Annotated in this window: 19 protein-coding genes; 14 read left to right on the top strand and 5 right to left on the bottom strand. The window is 69.0% G+C overall.

Translation table 11 applies throughout. The features are described from left to right. The first annotated feature begins 94 nt into the window (after window positions 1–94). Window positions 95–301 (top strand): CsbD family protein, encoded by a 207-nt coding sequence (locus BEP68_RS13150; RefSeq protein WP_187250259.1) that lies wholly within the window; start codon window positions 95–97, stop codon window positions 299–301. A gap of 48 nt (window positions 302–349) precedes the next feature. Here the strand turns inward: BEP68_RS13150 and BEP68_RS13145 are convergent, their stop codons facing one another. Next, window positions 350–514, bottom strand: coding sequence for a hypothetical protein (locus BEP68_RS13145; protein ID WP_167347464.1), 165 nt, complete (start codon window positions 512–514; stop codon window positions 350–352). A gap of 123 nt (window positions 515–637) precedes the next feature. Between BEP68_RS13145 and BEP68_RS13140 the strand changes: the two genes are divergently transcribed. The 7 genes from BEP68_RS13140 (at window position 638) to BEP68_RS13110 (ending at window position 6295) form a co-directional block, all read left to right on the top strand. Next, window positions 638–904, top strand: coding sequence for a Rho termination factor N-terminal domain-containing protein (locus BEP68_RS13140; RefSeq protein WP_056279581.1), 267 nt, complete (start codon window positions 638–640; stop codon window positions 902–904). Between the two features lie 10 nt (window positions 905–914). Then, the gene (locus tag BEP68_RS13135) at window positions 915–1985 is read left to right on the top strand and encodes a YbdK family carboxylate-amine ligase (RefSeq protein ID WP_187250258.1); all 1071 of its coding nucleotides are present in this window, start codon (window positions 915–917) and stop codon (window positions 1983–1985) included. A gap of 38 nt (window positions 1986–2023) precedes the next feature. After that, window positions 2024–3430 carry an MFS transporter gene (locus BEP68_RS13130; RefSeq protein ID WP_187250257.1) on the top strand — a complete coding sequence of 469 codons (1407 nt, stop codon included), beginning with the start codon at window positions 2024–2026 and terminating at the stop codon, window positions 3428–3430. 61 nt (window positions 3431–3491) lie between these two features. Further along, entirely contained in the window at window positions 3492–4187 is a 696-nt protein-coding gene (locus BEP68_RS13125; protein ID WP_187250256.1) for a DUF899 family protein, read from the top strand. A gap of 35 nt (window positions 4188–4222) precedes the next feature. Continuing rightward, window positions 4223–5002 (top strand): endo alpha-1,4 polygalactosaminidase, encoded by a 780-nt coding sequence (locus BEP68_RS13120; protein ID WP_261987862.1) that lies wholly within the window; start codon window positions 4223–4225, stop codon window positions 5000–5002. A 37-nt stretch (window positions 5003–5039) separates the two neighbouring features. Then, complete coding sequence (locus BEP68_RS13115; RefSeq protein WP_053097617.1) at window positions 5040–5741, top strand: hypothetical protein; 702 nt, start codon at window positions 5040–5042, stop codon at window positions 5739–5741. Then, window positions 5738–6295, top strand: coding sequence for a hypothetical protein (locus tag BEP68_RS13110; RefSeq protein ID WP_187250255.1), 558 nt, complete (start codon window positions 5738–5740; stop codon window positions 6293–6295). Before BEP68_RS13115 ends, BEP68_RS13110 begins: the two co-directional genes overlap by 4 nt. 350 nt (window positions 6296–6645) lie before the next feature. Here BEP68_RS13110 and BEP68_RS13105 read toward each other — a convergent pair whose 3' ends face one another. After that, window positions 6646–7929 carry a hypothetical protein gene (locus tag BEP68_RS13105; RefSeq protein ID WP_187250254.1) on the bottom strand — a complete coding sequence of 428 codons (1284 nt, stop codon included), beginning with the start codon at window positions 7927–7929 and terminating at the stop codon, window positions 6646–6648. A gap of 139 nt (window positions 7930–8068) precedes the next feature. Here BEP68_RS13105 and BEP68_RS13100 point away from each other — a divergent pair, with 139 nt between their 5' ends. Together BEP68_RS13100 and BEP68_RS13095 are read left to right on the top strand one after the other, a co-directional pair. Next, window positions 8069–8560 carry a hypothetical protein gene (locus tag BEP68_RS13100; protein ID WP_315985313.1) on the top strand — a complete coding sequence of 164 codons (492 nt, stop codon included), beginning with the start codon at window positions 8069–8071 and terminating at the stop codon, window positions 8558–8560. Continuing rightward, window positions 8557–9537, top strand: a complete 981-nt coding sequence (locus BEP68_RS13095; protein ID WP_072591753.1) for a cation transporter — start codon at window positions 8557–8559, stop codon at window positions 9535–9537. Before BEP68_RS13100 ends, BEP68_RS13095 begins: the two co-directional genes overlap by 4 nt. Window positions 9538–9652: 115 nt before the next feature. On the opposite strand, the gene BEP68_RS13090 is transcribed toward BEP68_RS13095, so the two are convergent. Next, on the bottom strand, window positions 9653–9814 hold the full coding sequence (locus BEP68_RS13090) for a hypothetical protein (RefSeq protein WP_171821937.1): 162 nt from the start codon (window positions 9812–9814) through the stop codon (window positions 9653–9655). An 89-nt stretch (window positions 9815–9903) separates the two neighbouring features. Further along, window positions 9904–11262 carry a cytochrome P450 gene (locus BEP68_RS13085; protein ID WP_187250253.1) on the bottom strand — a complete coding sequence of 453 codons (1359 nt, stop codon included), beginning with the start codon at window positions 11260–11262 and terminating at the stop codon, window positions 9904–9906. 175 nt (window positions 11263–11437) lie between these two features. Between BEP68_RS13085 and BEP68_RS13080 the strand changes: the two genes are divergently transcribed. Both BEP68_RS13080 and BEP68_RS13075 read left to right on the top strand, forming a co-directional pair. After that, a complete protein-coding gene (locus BEP68_RS13080) occupies window positions 11438–11875 on the top strand; it encodes an SRPBCC family protein (protein ID WP_072591755.1) in 438 nt (145 codons plus the stop codon). 62 nt (window positions 11876–11937) lie between these two features. Then, window positions 11938–12792, top strand: a complete 855-nt coding sequence (locus tag BEP68_RS13075; RefSeq protein ID WP_187250252.1) for a CPBP family intramembrane glutamic endopeptidase — start codon at window positions 11938–11940, stop codon at window positions 12790–12792. On the opposite strand, the gene BEP68_RS13070 is transcribed toward BEP68_RS13075, so the two are convergent. Beyond that, window positions 12726–13910 (bottom strand): alcohol dehydrogenase catalytic domain-containing protein, encoded by a 1185-nt coding sequence (locus BEP68_RS13070; RefSeq protein ID WP_056280245.1) that lies wholly within the window; start codon window positions 13908–13910, stop codon window positions 12726–12728. The two genes, BEP68_RS13075 and BEP68_RS13070, sit on opposite strands and share 67 nt — an antisense overlap. A gap of 192 nt (window positions 13911–14102) precedes the next feature. Between BEP68_RS13070 and BEP68_RS13065 the strand changes: the two genes are divergently transcribed. Next, window positions 14103–14447 carry a hypothetical protein gene (locus BEP68_RS13065; protein WP_053097624.1) on the top strand — a complete coding sequence of 115 codons (345 nt, stop codon included), beginning with the start codon at window positions 14103–14105 and terminating at the stop codon, window positions 14445–14447. A gap of 66 nt (window positions 14448–14513) precedes the next feature. Beyond that, on the top strand, window positions 14514–15917 hold the full coding sequence (locus tag BEP68_RS13060) for a threonine/serine exporter ThrE family protein (RefSeq protein WP_053097625.1): 1404 nt from the start codon (window positions 14514–14516) through the stop codon (window positions 15915–15917). Window positions 15918–15932 lie beyond the last annotated feature (15 nt).

Genomic DNA, 15932 nt, shown 5'->3' with positions numbered 1-15932 from the left:
TCACGCCCGACCGCGGTTGTCAATCCCGTGTGCAGGATTCTCGGTCCGTGCGACGGTGGACATCCATTGATCGACTGATGAAAGGAATCGCGCCATGAGTGGAGCAGACGACATCAAGAACGCAGCCGAGAAGGCCGGCGGAAAGATCAAGGAGGGCGTCGGAAAGGCGACCGACAACGAGCGCCTCGAAGCCGAGGGTCGCGCCGACCAGACGAAGGCTTCGGTCAAGCAGGCCGGAGAGAACGTCAAGGACGCCGCACACAACGTCGGCGACGGCCTGCGGGACGCCTCCCGGGACTGATCCCTGAAAACGGAGTGAGGCCCGCCGAAGCGGGCCTCACTGCGTGGATCAGCGGGTGCGGCTGCCGGAGATCGCTCGGATCAACCAGGCGATGACCGCGATGGCCAGCAGCACCAGGCCGACCCACAGGAGGAACTGCAGGGACTGCACGAGCCCGCCGGTGATCGCCAGGATGATGGCGACCACGATGATGATGATCAGCAGGATGTTCATCGGTCTTTCCCTTCTTGGGGGCGCGGGGGAGTGCGCCCATCGGTCACTCAACCTAGACCCCCGGGGCCTGTCACCGGAGGGCCTTGACGCGGGGCTTCCCGCCGTGCGAGAGGAGCAGACGACATGCCAGGACGCAGGAACAACTCACTGAAGGATCCGGAGCTGTACGAAGAGCTCCGCGATGACGGCGCCTCGAAGGAGAAGGCCGCCAGGATCTCGAACGCCGCAGCCAGAGACGGCCGCAGCACGGTCGGGCGCCGAGGCGGCGAGCACGGCGACTACGAGGACTGGACCGTCGACGAACTGCGCACACGCGCCAAGGAGATCGGCCTCACCGGTTACAGCGGCAAGCGCAAGGCCGAGCTCATCTCGGCGCTGCGCGATCATTAGGTCCGCGTCTGTGGCCCGGTTCGGTGTCGAGGAGGAGTTCGTCCTCCTCGACGAGCAGACACTCGTGCCGTCGGCCATGACTCCCGAGACGCGCGAGCGCATCCTCGACGCGGCGGGCGCCGGTCTCACTCCTGAGTATCTGACCTGCCAGCTCGAGTCGGCGACCGAGCCGTGCGTCACGCGAGCGGATGCCGAGGGGCAGCTGCGTCGCACGAGAGGGATTCTCGGCGAGGTCGCTGCGAAGCAGGGATCGATCGTGGCCGCCTCCGGCACCCCCTTCATCTCGCCCAACCGCCTCGTGGTCTCGTCGTCGCCCCACTACGACGCGGTGTCCGCCCAGCTCGTCGAGATCACGCGTGAGCACGAGGTCAACGGCCTGCACATCCACGTCGAGGTGCTGGACGAGGAGGAGCGCGTCCGCGTGGTCAACCGCGTGCGGGCCTGGTTGCCTCCGCTGCTCGCCATCACCGGCAATGCGCCGTTCGCGCACGGGCGGGATTCGGGCTACGCGAGTTGGCGCAGCATCCTGATCCGCCGACTTCCTGCCTCGTGGAGTCCTCCTCTCTTCCACGATCTGAGCGACTACCGCTCGCACGTCGATCAGCTGGTCTCGATGGGCGCCATCGCCGAAGCCAGCTCGCTGTCATGGACCGTCCGCCTGTCCGAGAGGTTCCCCACCGTCGAGGTGCGTGTCTTCGATGCGCAGCTGACGGTCGACGACACGCTGCTCGCTGTGGCCCTGACTCGCGCGCTGCTGGTGAGCGACGCCCTCGACGACTGTCACGGTCTGAGCCTCGACGCGATCGACGCCTCGCTGTGGACCGCGGCCAGATACGGCACGGATGCTCGCCTCGTCGACCCGGTGAACGGATCGATCGAACCGGCCTGGACGATCGCCGACCGGCTGCTCGAACGGCTGCGCCCGGCGCTCTCCCAGCTCGGCGACGACGATTTCGTGGTCGACGGCCTCGCCCGCCTCCGATCCGAGGGCACCGGCGCCCAGCGCCAGCACCGCGCCTACGCGGATGACGGCGCCGCCGGACTCCGCGAGCTGTATCGGACGAGCACCGCGACCCGCTGACCGCCCCGGAGGTCTCCTGGCGGCAGTAGTGTCGCCGTGTGGCATCCTCTCGCTTCGCGCCGCTGCAGCGGCTCGTGATATCCGTCGCCGTCCTCGCGTCCTTCGTGACCTTCCTCGACGGCACCGTGGTGACCGTCGCTCTGCCCGCCATCAGCCGAGAGCTCGGCGGCGGCATCACCACTCAGCAGTGGGTGGTCGACGCGTACCTCATCACCCTCAGCGCGCTGATCCTGCTCGCGGGGTCGCTGTCGGACGCCTACGGCCGGGTGCTCGTCATGCGCATCGGCCTGATCGCCTTCGGCGTGGCATCCGTCGCGGTGGCCGCCGCACCCGATCCCCTCATCCTGATCATCGCGCGCGCGGCGCAGGGCGCCGCGGGTGCGCTGCTCGTGCCCAGCTCGCTCGCGCTGATCACGGCGACGATGCGCGCCGACGTGCAGTCGCGGGCGATCGGCGTCTGGACCGCGTTCACGACGGCGGCACAGCTGGTCGGCCCCCTGCTGGGCGGGCTCTTCGTCGACTTCCTCTCGTGGAGATTCGTCTTCCTCATCAACGTGGTGCCGATCGCCGTCACGCTCGTGCTGCTCTCGCGCCTGAAGCTGAAGGAGCACCCCAGCGGTGTGCGGGTCGACTGGCTCAGCGGGGCGCTGTGCGCGATCGGTCTGGGCGCTGTGGTCTTCGCGCTGATCGAGCAGCCGAACCTCGGGTGGCAGTCCCCCGCGATCTGGATGCCCGGCGTCGCCGGAGCGGCGCTGTTCGCCTGGTTCCTGGTGCGCCAGCAGCGCTCGGCCTCCCCGCTGATGCCGCTGTCGCTGTTCCGGGTGCGCGACTTCGCCTGGGGCAACCTCGCCACCCTCTTCGTCTACGCCGCACTGTCGCTCAACGGCTTCGTCGTCGGCGTCTACCTGCAGCAGGGCGCAGGTCTCAGTGCCACGACGGCCGGCCTCGCGAGCCTGCCGATGACGATCCTGATGATCCTCGTCAGCTCGCGCGCCGGATCCTGGGCCGGTCGTTTCGGGCCCCGCATCTTCATGACCGTCGGTCCGCTCATCATGGCGGTCGGCGCGCTGATGCTGCTGCTCGTCCGCGAGGACTTCGACTACTGGTGGCAGGTCTTGCCGGCGATGATCGTGCTCGGCCTCGGGCTCTCGCTCACCGTGGCTCCGCTCACCTCGGCGATCCTCGGCGCCATCGACGAATCCCGCTCGGGCATCGCCTCCGCGGTCAACAACGCGGTCTCCCGCGTCGCCGGGCTGCTCGTCGTCGCGATGCTGTCGACCATCATCGGCGGCACGCTCGATCTCGCGGGCTTCCACAACGCGGCCTGGGTCACCGCCGCGCTGCTCGTGCTCGGCGGTGTGGTGTCGTGGATCGGCATCCGCCGCAATCCGGCCGAGGAGGCCGAGGCTCCGGCCGTCGACGGGGCACCCTCGCCGATCGGTTGACGATGTCGGTGGTCGGGCGCACACTGGGGGCATCGTCCTACCGAGCACCCGGAGGTCCACCGTGAGCACGCCCCAGACGCCCCTTCCGCCCGTCGTCGACGTCGACACGTGGCGTCGCGAGCTCGACGCACTGCGCGTGCGTGAGAAGGCGGCGACGCGAGAACTCGATGCGATCGCGGCACAACGACGACGACTGCCGATGGTCGAGCTGCCCGACTACACGCTCGTCGGAGAAGACGGGCCGGTGCGGCTGCCCGAGATCTTCGGCGAGCACCGCCAGCTCATCGTCTACAACCACATGTGGACCGACGGCAATGAGTGGCAATGTCCCGGCTGCACCGGCTTCACGTCGCAGTTCACCCGCCTCGACTTCCTCGAGCGCTACTACGACGCCCGCTTCGTGATCGTGACGAACGGACCGATCGATGAGGCACTTGCCTACCGCGACAGGGTGGGCAACCGCATGACCTGGTATTCGAGCGCCGACAGCACCTTCGGTGCCGATATGGACGCCGGGCCGAACGAGGGCTTCGGCGTGAACGTGCTGCTCCGCGACGGCGACACGGTCTATCGCACGTGGCACACGAACGGCCGTGGCACCGAGCGCATGAGCCAGCTGCAGGGTCTCGTCGATCTGCTGCCCTTCGGCCGACAGGAGGAGTGGGAGGACTCCCCGGCCGGCTGGCCCCAGCATGAGACGTATTCTCAAGGGATGGGTTCGAAAGAGATCGCCGCACTGTACGGGGCCGGCCACTGAGGCGCGCCACGGTCGCGGTCGCCGCCATCGCCGTGCTGGTCCTCACGCTCACAGGGTGCGTCACGACCATCTCCGACCCTCCGGCGCAGTTCGCCCTTCCCCCCGCGGGGGCGACCCCCGACTATCAGCTCGGCGGCGGCTACGACCCCGCCGACGGAGTCGGCATCGTCGGCCGCGACCGCTCGGATGAGCCCGCCGACGGGCTGTACTCGGTCTGCTACGTGAACGGATTCCAGACCCAGCCGGGCGAGCTCGACACCTGGCCCGACGACCTCGTGCTGCAGAGCGACGGCGAGCCGGTGTTCGACCCCGATTGGCCCGATGAGGCTCTGCTCGACACGTCGACGGACGAGCGCCGCGAGCGCATCGCCGAGATCGTCGGACCGTGGATCGAGGGGTGCGCCGAGTCGGGATTCGACGCGGTCGAGTTCGACAACCTCGACTCGTACACCCGCTCGGACGACGCGCTCACTCTCGACGACAACCTCGCCCTCGCGGCGCTGCTGGTCGACGTCGCGCACGACTCCGGACTCGCGGCCGGGCAGAAGAACGCCGCCGAAGACGCACCGGTGCTGCGCGAGCACGCAGGATTCGACTTCGCCGTCGTCGAGGAGTGCAGCGTCTTCGACGAGTGCGGGGCATTCACCGACGTCTACGGAGACGCCGTGATCGACATCGAGTACTCCGACGAGCTGCCGCGGTCGTTCGACGAGATGTGCGCCGACGACGACGCCCCCTCGTCGATGGTGCTGCGAGACCGCGACCTCGTCACGCCGTCAGACGACGGGTACGTGTTCGAGACCTGCGATCGCTGACCGTCGCCTCAGCAATGCACATCGATATGCTGGCCCCGTGAGCATGACGGGGGATCACGGTGGCGCCACGCCTGCGGCCTCGCGCCCGGCGCCCGCGCAGGTCGTGCGGCACGCTGCCTCCCGGTGGACGCGCGGGATCGCCGAGCTGCCCCGATGGATCTGGTTCGCCGCAGTCGCGGTCGCCGCCGTGGCCATCGTCGTCGCGGCGATGGGCGGGTTCGCCCGTGCAGAGGCTTCGCCGACGCTGCTCGGCGCGGATGAGGAAGTGCGCACCTCGCAGTACGCGATCACCGTGCTCGACGCCGAGTTCGCCACCGAGGTCGAGTCGGAGTACCTCGAGGCGGAGCCCGGCGAGAAGCTGCTCGTGATGAGCACGCGCATGGAGAATCTCTCGGATGCTCCGATCGGAGTCGGCACCACCGTCGACCGCATAAGCACGGGGTTCGTGAACACCGGCCGTCCGCTTCTGGACCTCGCAGGCGTCCCCGCGAGCGACTCGGTGGCGGTCTGGCGAGCGGACGGGTCATCCGGCCAGGTCATCCTGCAGCCGGGCGTCCCCAGCCAGGTGACCTTCGCCTGGACCATACCCGAGGACGCGTTCCTCGACGGTTCCGTCGCACTCGACGTGCACGAGGTGCAGATCCAGCGTGGAGCGGTGATCCTCTCATCACGAGCGGTCACGTGGCGCCCCGCCGCCCTCAGCGCACGCATCTCGGTCACCGCCCAGGAGACACGATGAGACGCGCGACCCCCTGGCTGGTCGGCGCGGCGCTGGTCGTCGCGGCCGGCGTGCTGACCGCCGTCACCCCGACCGATGACGACGTCATCGGTCCGACCGTCGTGCGTGGTGCCTTCGGCGACCCCGTCGAATCCCGCACTCTGATCGCGGCAGCGACGGACGCGACGTTCGCGGACAAGGTGGCGGTGTCCGGTGGCGACTGGAGCGCGGAGGGGAACTGGCTCGTCGTGACGGTGATCGCCTCGGCGCCCCGCACGGAGATGGATGCCGCCATCCGGCTCGCGACGCTGACGATCGACGATCGCGTGTTCCAGGCCAGCGAGCGACCCGACGCGACGCTGACGTCGACCCCGCTGCGACTCGGCATCGACACGGTCGGAACGCTGGCCTTCGAGCTGCCAGCGGATCTGACATCGGGGCAGGCGGACCTGCGTCTCATCTCCTCGTACTTCACCGCCGAGCTCGACGACGTGATCGCGATCGCGGTCGAACTGGACGACCTTCCTCGCACGCCGAGTCTCGAGCTCGATGACCCCGAACTGCGGATCCCATGAGCTGGTGGCGGACGCAGCGGACCGGGCTGATCGCGTTGGCGATCGCGGCCGTCGCGATGGTCAGCGCCACGGCATGGCTCGACATCGCGCCGAGCATCCGGCCGACGGATCGGGTGATCGACGCCGACACGACGGTCGACATCGCCGGACAGACCCTCACGCTCGGGCCCACGGAATGGGCGGAGTTCGAGGCGCCTGCGGGGACCCGCACCCTCAGCGTCCGACTGTCGTCGAGCGGCGGATCCGCGGCATCGCTCTGCGGACAGACGACGCTCACAGAGATCGACGCCGATCGCACCTGGCTCAGCTCTCGCGCAGACCTCGATGTGCCCTACGACGAGGGCGAGAGCTCATGCATCGCCGAGCCGGCGTCGTACCGCATCCTGCTGACCTTCCTGCTTCCCGACGACGCCGATGGCCCGTTCCTGCTCGACATCGAGGGCAGTGACGACGACCTCGCCCGCTTCCGCATCGAGCCCTGACGGGCGGGTGTCGAGGCCAGACCGGGGCCGGCCGATGACGGCGTCATAGGCCGTGGCGACGATCGCCACCCTGAGCGGTTCGGCGACGGCACCGATGGCGACGGTGACGAGCGGGAAGAACCCCGCCCAGAACGACGATTCGTGGCCCCCGATCAGCAGCAGGACTCCCCGGGTGCCCGCCTGCTCGGCGAAGCCCCACGCGGCGTAGGCCAGTGCGTAGACGCCGAAGAGCAACGGCCCGCCACGCCAGATCACCGCGACGGCAGCCCAGAGGCCTTCGAGTCGCATCACCAGCGTGCGCGCGATGCTCAGGGCCGCCCCTCGCGCCGCTCCCCCGCCGACGCGTGCGAACGGCGGAGTCGAGTCGAAGGTCGTGCCGAAGATCACACCGGCGACCGTGAGCCAGGCCGCGGGGACGAGGAGTGCGGCGACGAGGATTCCGGCCAGCCAGGTCGCCCCTTCCCATACGGCGGCGATGGGTTCGATGTTCACCGAGAACCAGTCGCCGAGGCTCTGCAGCCACCCGGCCGCCTCTCGTTCACCGAACCAGTCCAGGACGCTGACCCACCACCGTGCGACGAGTGTGAAGAGCATGAAGGTCCACAGCACCTCGGCATAGGTGGCCAGGATGATCGTCCACCGCGGCAGCCGGTCGGCGAAGCGCGTGAAGAGCAGTCGTGCGATCAACGCGATCACGAGCACCGTCACCGGCAGCACGCCGACCGCGATGACACCACCGCGATCGCCCATCTGGACGAGGTCGTACCCGGAATCGGCCAGCGCGATCGCGCTCGCGATCTGGAAGAACTCGATCTGGTCGGCATCGAGCAGACCCCACGCGGTGTAGAAGGCGAAGAACGGCAGGATCGCGGCGAGAGTCGCGGAGGCGAACTCGCGGAGGCCGCCGGCATCCTCCCTCCGGCTGTGCGGCAAGGAGGGGCGCACAGTGAGATACATCGCGACGTACGCGACGAGTCGGGCGGCGACCGCCAGCGGCAGCAGCAGCAGGCCCCCGAGCGTGGTGTGACCGCCGACGAAGCCGGCGAGCTCGATCAGTACGCGATGCAGCGCCTCGCCCCCGAGATACCAGGCCATGAGCGCAGGCCAGTGTCGGGCGAGGATGCGCCCGAACGTGCGGAGGGCCTGTGACATGTGCCCTACCGTACCGGTGGATCGCGGTCGTCGAGCGGCATGAGGACACCGACCCCGGCTCACGCCAGCGGCATACTTCGCGCCACATCGGGCGTCAACCCGGTTCTCACCGCCGCCCTGCGGGGGGCACCATGGCGTCGTGAACGCATCGACGTGGACTCCCCGCCGCGCGGTCTCGGCCGCAGTGGCGCTGCTGCTCGCCGCCGCACTCTCGGGCTGCGGCCTGACCATCCCGGCCGACCCGGACGGCACTCTCGCGTCGGCGACCGGCGCTGACCTGAGGGTCGGCGTCTCGGCCGATCCCGGGCTGGTCGACACTGATCGGGACACCCCCACAGGAAGCATCGCCGACCTCGTGACAGGCTTCGCCGACAGCATCGACGCCGACATCGACTGGACCTACGGGTCGGAGGAGACGCTGGTCGGGATGCTCGAGCGCGGCGACCTCGACCTCGTGGCGGGCGGCTTCACCTCTGACACCCCCTGGATCGACAAGGCCGGGGTCACCCGCGGCTATCCCGAGATCGACGGAGCCGACGGTCGCGAGATCGTGATGCTCGTGCCACTCGGCGAGAACGCGTTCCTCAGCGCTCTCGAACGTCACCTCGACGAGGCGGTGGGGTCGCGATGACCGTGCAGCGGATCGGCCGCACCGAGCTGCCAGACGAGCAGCGCGCAGCGCTCCGCCGAGCGATCGGGTGGGAATGGTTCACCATCGCCTACACGTCAGTGACGATCGCGGTGATCGCCCTGGTCGTCGGCAACTCGCAGGCGATGCGCACCGCGTGGATCGAGGACATGCTGTCGCTGATCCCGCAGATCGCCTTCCTCGTCGCGCTGATCTTCATCCGCAAGCGCCCCTCGGTCAAGCATCCCTACGGCCTGCACCGCGTGATGGGAATCGGACACCTCGTGGCGGGCGTCGCCCTGCTGGCGGTCGGACTCAATCTGGCGGTCGAAGCGGTGACCGGGCTCATCGCCCGCGAGCACCCGACCATCGGCACGGTGCAGCTGTTCGGGCAGACGATCTGGCTCGGCTGGCTGATGGTCGCCGTGATGGCCGTGGTCATCGTCGGCCCGGTGTTCTTCTACGGACCGGCGAAGGCGAAGCTCGCGCCCGTGCTTCACAACAAGCTGCTCTTCGCCGACGCCGACATGGCCAAGGCCGACTGGCAGACCACGGTCGCCTCGATCGTCGGCGTGCTCGGTGTGGGTGCCGGCGTGTGGTGGCTCGACGGCGCTGCGGCTCTCGTGATCTCGCTCGGGATCGTGTGGGACGGCTGGCGCAACACCAAGACCGCCGTGATCGATCTCATGGACCAGCGCGCCAGGACGTACGACAGCAAGCACCCGCATCCGCTCGCCGGTGACGTGATCTCGACCATGCGCTCCCGCCCCTGGGTCACGGAGGCGGGAGTGCGGATGCGGGATCAGGGGCAGGTCTTCCACATCGAGGCGTTCGTCGTCCCGCATCGCGGAAAGGTGTCGATGGGCGACGTCACCGACCTCGCGACGCGCATCACCGACCTCGACTGGAAGGTGCAGGATGTCGTCGTCGTCCCGGTGGAGGAGCTCCCCCAGGGCGTCGACACCTCGGGCCGCGACTGACCGTGCTCGGAGCGAGACCCCGGACGGCAGGACGCCCACCGCACCAGTTAGGGGGAGTCCGTGCGGCGGGCGCCGTAGCCGATCGCTCGGGGCGACCGGCCGCTCTCGGCAGGCGTCAGAGGTCGTCCTCGTCGTCGCCGTCCTCCGAGCCCGCGGCGTCCGGATCGTTCGGGACCGGGTCCTCGGACTGCTGACGCGGCGCGAGCTCGTCGGGGATCATCGGCGTCTCGTCCGCCTCGGATCGCCCGTCGTCGGGGGTGGATTCGATGTCTGACATGGTGCTCCCTTCGTCGGTGTGGGCAGTCCGGTCAGCATGCCGGGGCGGAGCAGCCGATGCGCGCCCCTTGACAGAACGCGTTCACCCACTCAGTGGAAGGGGCACCCACGGGACGCGGATGCCGATGACGACGCCGATACGGATGCCGCCGAGCGCACCGCACCGCCGGACCGCGGCTTGGTGGGCAGCCGACGCCGGTCGACGTCGAGCCCTTCGTCGAGGATCCGCAGGTCGGGGTCGCTGAGCACCGTGATCGCCGCGGCCAGCCCTGCGATCGCGAGCTTCTCGCCCGGGCAGCGGTGACCCGTCGGGACGTCGGCGCCACCATGAGGAACGAATGCGGCGAGCGCTTCGTAGTCCTCGATGTCGCGGAAGCGCTCGGGGTCGAAACGCTGGGGGCGCGCCCAGAAGCGGTCGTCCGTGTTGGTGCCCTGCAGGTCGAGGACGACGCGTCCTCCGGCATCCACCGTCTGACCGTCGATCTCGATGTCCGCAGTGGCCCAGCCGGGAAGCATCGGCACGAAGGGCGAGGTGCGACGGATCTCCTGCGCGAACATGATCGACAGCGGTCCGCCGACGACCGACCCGCGCTCGACGGCCTCGGCCGCGATGCGCTCGCGCCAGTCGGGACGCTCGTGCAGCTCCTTCGCGGCGAAGGCCACGAACCGGGCGACTGCGATCATCGGACGGATGCTGTTCTGCAGCTCGACACCGGCGACGCGCGCCGGGAGCAGCTCGCCGTCCTCGTCGCGGTGATGCGCCCACACGTCGAGCGCCGTGCCCGATTCGGCGCGCAGCGAGCCGTGCCGCACCGCCTCGATGAGCCGAGCGGAATGACGGTCCGACCACCACCGGTTCGCCAGGGCGGCGATGTACACCGGCGAGTACGGCGAGCCGAAGCCGTCGACGATCTGGGCGAGCCGCGCCGCCCATCGGGTCTGGGCCGCCGGCGTGCCCGGCACACCCGCCCAGCCCATGATCGCCCGGCCCAGCGCGCCGACGGCCGCGTCGTAGGCGCTGCGGGTGCCGCCGTCGAGCCACGCCCAGCGCTCGCTCTGCCATTCGCGCTCGAGCCAGGGCGTGAGTCGTGCGACCTGCTCGTCCTCATAGAGGGCGCCGACGAAGGCGGCTTTGCGGTGCCGGTGGGCTGTGCCGTCGAGGCTGTGCACGGAGCCGTGCCCGAACAGGCTCTCCTGCACGATCGCGGGCATGGCTCCGGAGCGCGCGATGCGGGTCTCGTCGTAGAAGAGCTCGACCCCCTCCACTCCCCTGACGAAGACCGCGTCACTGCCGAGCAGGCGCATCGGCGCCGATCTCGCACCCGGCGGCACCCGTCGCCAGATCCGTGCCCCGAACCCGTAGCCGCGGGTCAGCAGGGTGGGAGCGTCGTCCTGTGCCAGTGCGCCGAGCTTTCGCGCCGCACGCGCGGGGATGTCGATGAGTGCCATGCTGCGACGTTCGCAGAGACGTGGTCGCCGAACCAGGGGGAGGCGCGAGCGAAGCCTCTGTGCTAGTGCCTCACTCGTGCCGCGCGACCCGCACTCCCCCACGCGCGGTCGTCAACCCCCTGTCTGCGAATCGGAAGCCACGCGATCATTTTCACGACGCGAGAGGAGTGCCGACATGGCGAAGAACGTGCGCACGATGGACTGTCAGCCCGACGATGTCTTCCGGGTGCTGGGCAACGGATGGCTGTACCCGGCGTGGGTGGTGGGCGCCTCGCGCATGCGCGACGTCGATGAGTCGTGGCCGCAGCCGGGCGCTGAGCTGCATCACTCGGTCGGCGTCTGGCCCGCTCTGCTCGACGACACGACCGTGGTGGAGGAATGGTCGCCCCCGAACCGCATGGTCATGCGCGCGAAGGGTTGGCCGATCGGCGAGGCCCGCGTCACTCTGCGGGTGCGCTCGTATGACGGCGGCACGATGGTGCGCATCGACGAGGAACCCGTGAACGGCCCCGCCACGCTGCTGCCCGGACTGGTGACCGCTCCCCTGCTGCGCTGGCGCAATTCCGAGACCCTGCACCGCCTCGCCTACCTCGCGGAGGGGCGCGCGTCCTGACCCGCTCCTGCCCATATATTGGGTCGTGAGCCGCGACCTCCGCGGATGCGGAGGGACGCACGATGACCGATGTGACGCAGTCCGCCTGGCGACGCTTCTGGGAACAGGGCGGCTGGTGGCGGGCCGTCATCCTCGTGGTCGTCTACTTCGTGCTCTACAACGGGCTGTCGCTGCTGTTGACCCCGTTCGCGGCTCAGATCGAGGATCCGCAGAGCGCGGCGGGGATCCTCGTGTTCTACGCGATCCCGGTTCTCGTCGGCTGCCTGCTGCTCATCGGCTTCGCGGCATCCGTCGGCTGGCTGGGTGAGATCTTCCGTCCGCAGCCGATCCGCGGACGCGGATGGATGTGGATCGCGATCGCCGTCGTGCTCCTCTTCAACGTGCTCCACCTGTTCGCCATCGACTACGGAGCGGCCGGATTCGAGGTCGTCGCGACCTGGCTCCTCGCCGGACTGTTCATTGGCTTCGCCGAGGAGGTGCTGACGCGCGGCCTCGTGGTGAACCTGCTGCGCAAGGCGGGTCAGCGTGAGCTCGTCGTCGCGGTGATCTCCTCGGCCCTGTTCGCCCTGTTCCACGCCGGCAATCTGCTCACCGGCCAGTCCCTGTTCGCGACCCTCATCCAGCTGGCCTACACCTTCGCGTTCGGCATCTGCATGTACCTCGCGATGCGCGTGACCGGGACCATCGTCGCGCCGATCCTGCTGCACGCCAGCACCGACCCGAGCATCTTCCTGCACACGGCGTACCCGGCGGAGAGCGCGTTCGGCTCGATCGCGAACCTCGGCAACATCGTGGTGATCGTCGTCGGCGTGATCTGCCTGTTCTTCATCCGCGGTCGCGTCGAGCAGAGTCAGGCGGCAGACGGTCGCAGCACGACCTTGATGCAGCCGTCCTCCTTGCGCTGGAAGGTGCGATAGAGCTCCGGCGCATCCTCGAGCGGGGCATCGTGCGTCATCAGATCCATCACGCCGAGGGGGTCGGAGAGGTCTTCGACGAGCGGCATCAGATCGTCGGTCCAGCGCTTCACGTTGCACTGGCCCATACGGATGCCGATCTGCTTGTCGAACAGGGTCTTCATCGGCAGGATGTCGGCATCGCCCGCGTAGACGCCGCTGAGCGACACCATGCCGCCCCGGCGCACGACGTCGATCGATGCGTACACGGCGGCGAGTCGGTCGATCCCGGCCTTGTCGAACACGGCGCGGGCGGCCGGATCCGGCAGCAGTCCGACGGCCTTCTGCACGAGGGCGACGCCGGCGTTGCCGTGCGCCTCCATGCCCACGGCGTCGACCACGGAATCCGCGCCGCGTCCGTCGGTGAGGTCCCGCAACTCGGCCACGACGTCATCCGTGAGGTCGAAGACCTCGACTCCGTGGCGTGCCGCCATCTCCCGGCGTTCCGCGACCGGGTCCACGGCCAGCACCCGGTATCCGCGGTGCGCTCCGATGCGGGCTGCGAACTGCCCGACGGGGCCGAGCCCCATCACCGCGAGCGTCCCGCCCTCCGGCACGTTCGCGTACTCCACACCCTGCCAGGCCGTCGGCAGGATGTCGCTGAGGTACAGGTACCGCTCATCGGGGAGATCGGACGCGATCTTGATGTGGTTGTAATCGGCGAGCGGGACGCGCAGGTATTCGGCCTGCCCGCCCGGCACCTGGCCGTAGAGCTTGGTGTAGCCGAACAGCGCGGCGCCGCTGCCGTACTCCTTCACCTGCGTCGTCTCGCACTGCGACTGCAGGCCGCGCAGGCAGAAGAAGCAGTGCCCGCACGAGATGTTGAAGGGGATGACGATGCGATCGCCGACCGCGAGGTCGCGCACACCGCTGCCCACCTCCACCACGACCCCCATCGGCTCGTGGCCGAGGATGTCGCCCTTGTCGAGGAACGGTCCGAGCAGTTCGTAGAGGTGCAGGTCGGAACCGCAGATCGCCGAGGAGGTGATCCGGACGATCGCATCGGTCGCGTGCTCGATGGTCGGATCCGGTACCTCCTCGACCGCCACGTTGCGCGTTCCCTGCCAGGTGAGTGCCTTCATCGTCATCCTCCTCGTTACGTGTCGAACGGCCACCCTCCATCGACGGCGCGCGAAGTGACAGAGGGTTGACAGGCGGTTCCTGAACGTTCGACAGGCGCGGTGCACATCGGAATATGGGAAACTGGATCCACCATCGGTGATCATTCGATACGCCTCGTCTCGCGGGCACTGTGGCGTACTGGGGAGATCATCATGGGCAAGTTCATCTACGAGGGCACCGTCAAATCGGACATCGAGGACAGGGCGCTCACGCACCTGCAGCTCGTGATGACGGCGAAGCTCAGGAGAGGCGAGCCCTTCTCGTTCTCCTGGCGCGAGGACATGGCTGTCGGCGGCGGTCGGACGACTGTCTGGGTGCACGCCGGCAGCTCCCTCGTCTTCAAGTACAGCGGGAGCCGTCAGCCGCAGATCAACCGCGCGTGGATCGAAGCGCTGGCATTCACGGCGAACGCCCCCGGCGGTCTGCGCCTGGTGAGCGAGCCGGCCGAAGGCACGGCGCCGCCGGTCGAGCGCGTCGAGGTTCCGGCGCAGGCCTGACGGATCTTCTCCTCCCCAGTCCTCGCGGCGTCGGATGCACCGGTCGCGAGGAGGAAGAATGGGATCGTGTCCCCGAATCCCCAGCGGCGACTGCTCGCCTCCGTGCGCAGGATCCTGCACACCGATCCCTCATCCGTCGCCCACACCGAGGCGATGCCGATCATCGACGAACGCACCGTGCCGCGTGTGCTCGACCTCGCGACCCGCATCGGCGAATCGATGTTCGGGGTCGGCGCCTCGGCGCACGAGGTCACGCTCGCCATCACCCGCATCTGCGCCGCGTACGGCATGCGGGACGTGCAGGTCGATGTCACCTACAACTCGATCACGGTCTCGTTCCACCTGAGCGGTGAGGTCTGGCCCGAGACGCTCGTGCGGGTCGTGCGCGTCGCCGCACCCGACCACGCCAAGCTGCAGAGAGTGCAGGCCCTGGTCGCCGACATCGACGACGGACTGGATCTCGAATCGGCCCGCTCGACGTTCCGTGCCCTGCGGCGCGTGCCCTTCGGCTACCAGCAGCCGGTGGTCATCGTGGCACGAGCGCTGCTCGCCGTCGGAGTGAGCATCATGCTCGGGGCCTCGCCGCTCATCGTCGGTCTCACGTTCATCGCGGCGCTCTGCGCGGCGTTGACCCAGGCCGGCCTCGCGCGCGTGCGCGTTCCGCTGTTCTTCAGTCAGATCGCCGGAGGGTTCGTCACCACGGTCGTCGCGGTCGCCGTCTCGGCCCTCGGGGCCGCCGGTATCGAGCCCTTCGTCGGCATCCGACCATCGATCATCGTCGCGTCGGGAATCGTGCTCATGCTCGCCGGACTCACCGTGGTGGGGGCCGCGCAGGATGCGATCGACGGATTCGCGCTCACCGCAGGCGGACGCATCCTCGATCTGACGATGCAGACGCTCGGAGTCGTGATCGGCATCCTCGTCGGCCTCGAACTCGGCAGCGTGCTCGGCTTCACGATGGGTCTGCCCGATGACCCGGCCCCGTTCGGTCCGCTCCTGAACCAGTTCGCGGGGGCGATCATCATCGCGATCGCCGTCGCCGTCTTCAATGGCGCGGGTCTTCGGATCATCCTCGTCAGCGCGCTGCTCAGCGCCGTCACCATCGCCGGCTATTCGACGATGGTCGGTCTGAACCTGCATCCGGCTGCGGCGAGCGCGATCGGCGCCCTGCTCGCGAGCTTCATCGGGATGCTGATCGCGGTGAAGCTGCACGTCCCGTCGGTCGCGGTCACCACGGCCGCGATCGTGCCGCTCGTGCCCGGTGTCGCGGTGTTCCAGGGCCTGCTCGAGATGATTCACGCGGCAGGGTCGGCATCCGGGGTCGTCGGCATCGGCGGCTCTCTGGTCGATGCCGCGGTGATCGGAATCGCACTGGCTTCGGGCGCATCGCTCGGCCTGTATCTGGGAACGCCCGTGCGCGCCACCCTCAGCAGCGTCGCGAAGAACCGGGCGCGCGTCGTCCGGCGCTGAGCCGAACGACGCGAG

Source organism: Microbacterium sp. 4-7 (assembly GCF_014332665.1).
GTDB lineage: Bacteria > Actinomycetota > Actinomycetes > Actinomycetales > Microbacteriaceae > Microbacterium.
Note: the sequence above shows the minus strand (reverse complement) of the source record. Positions and strands in the feature narration are given on the sequence as shown.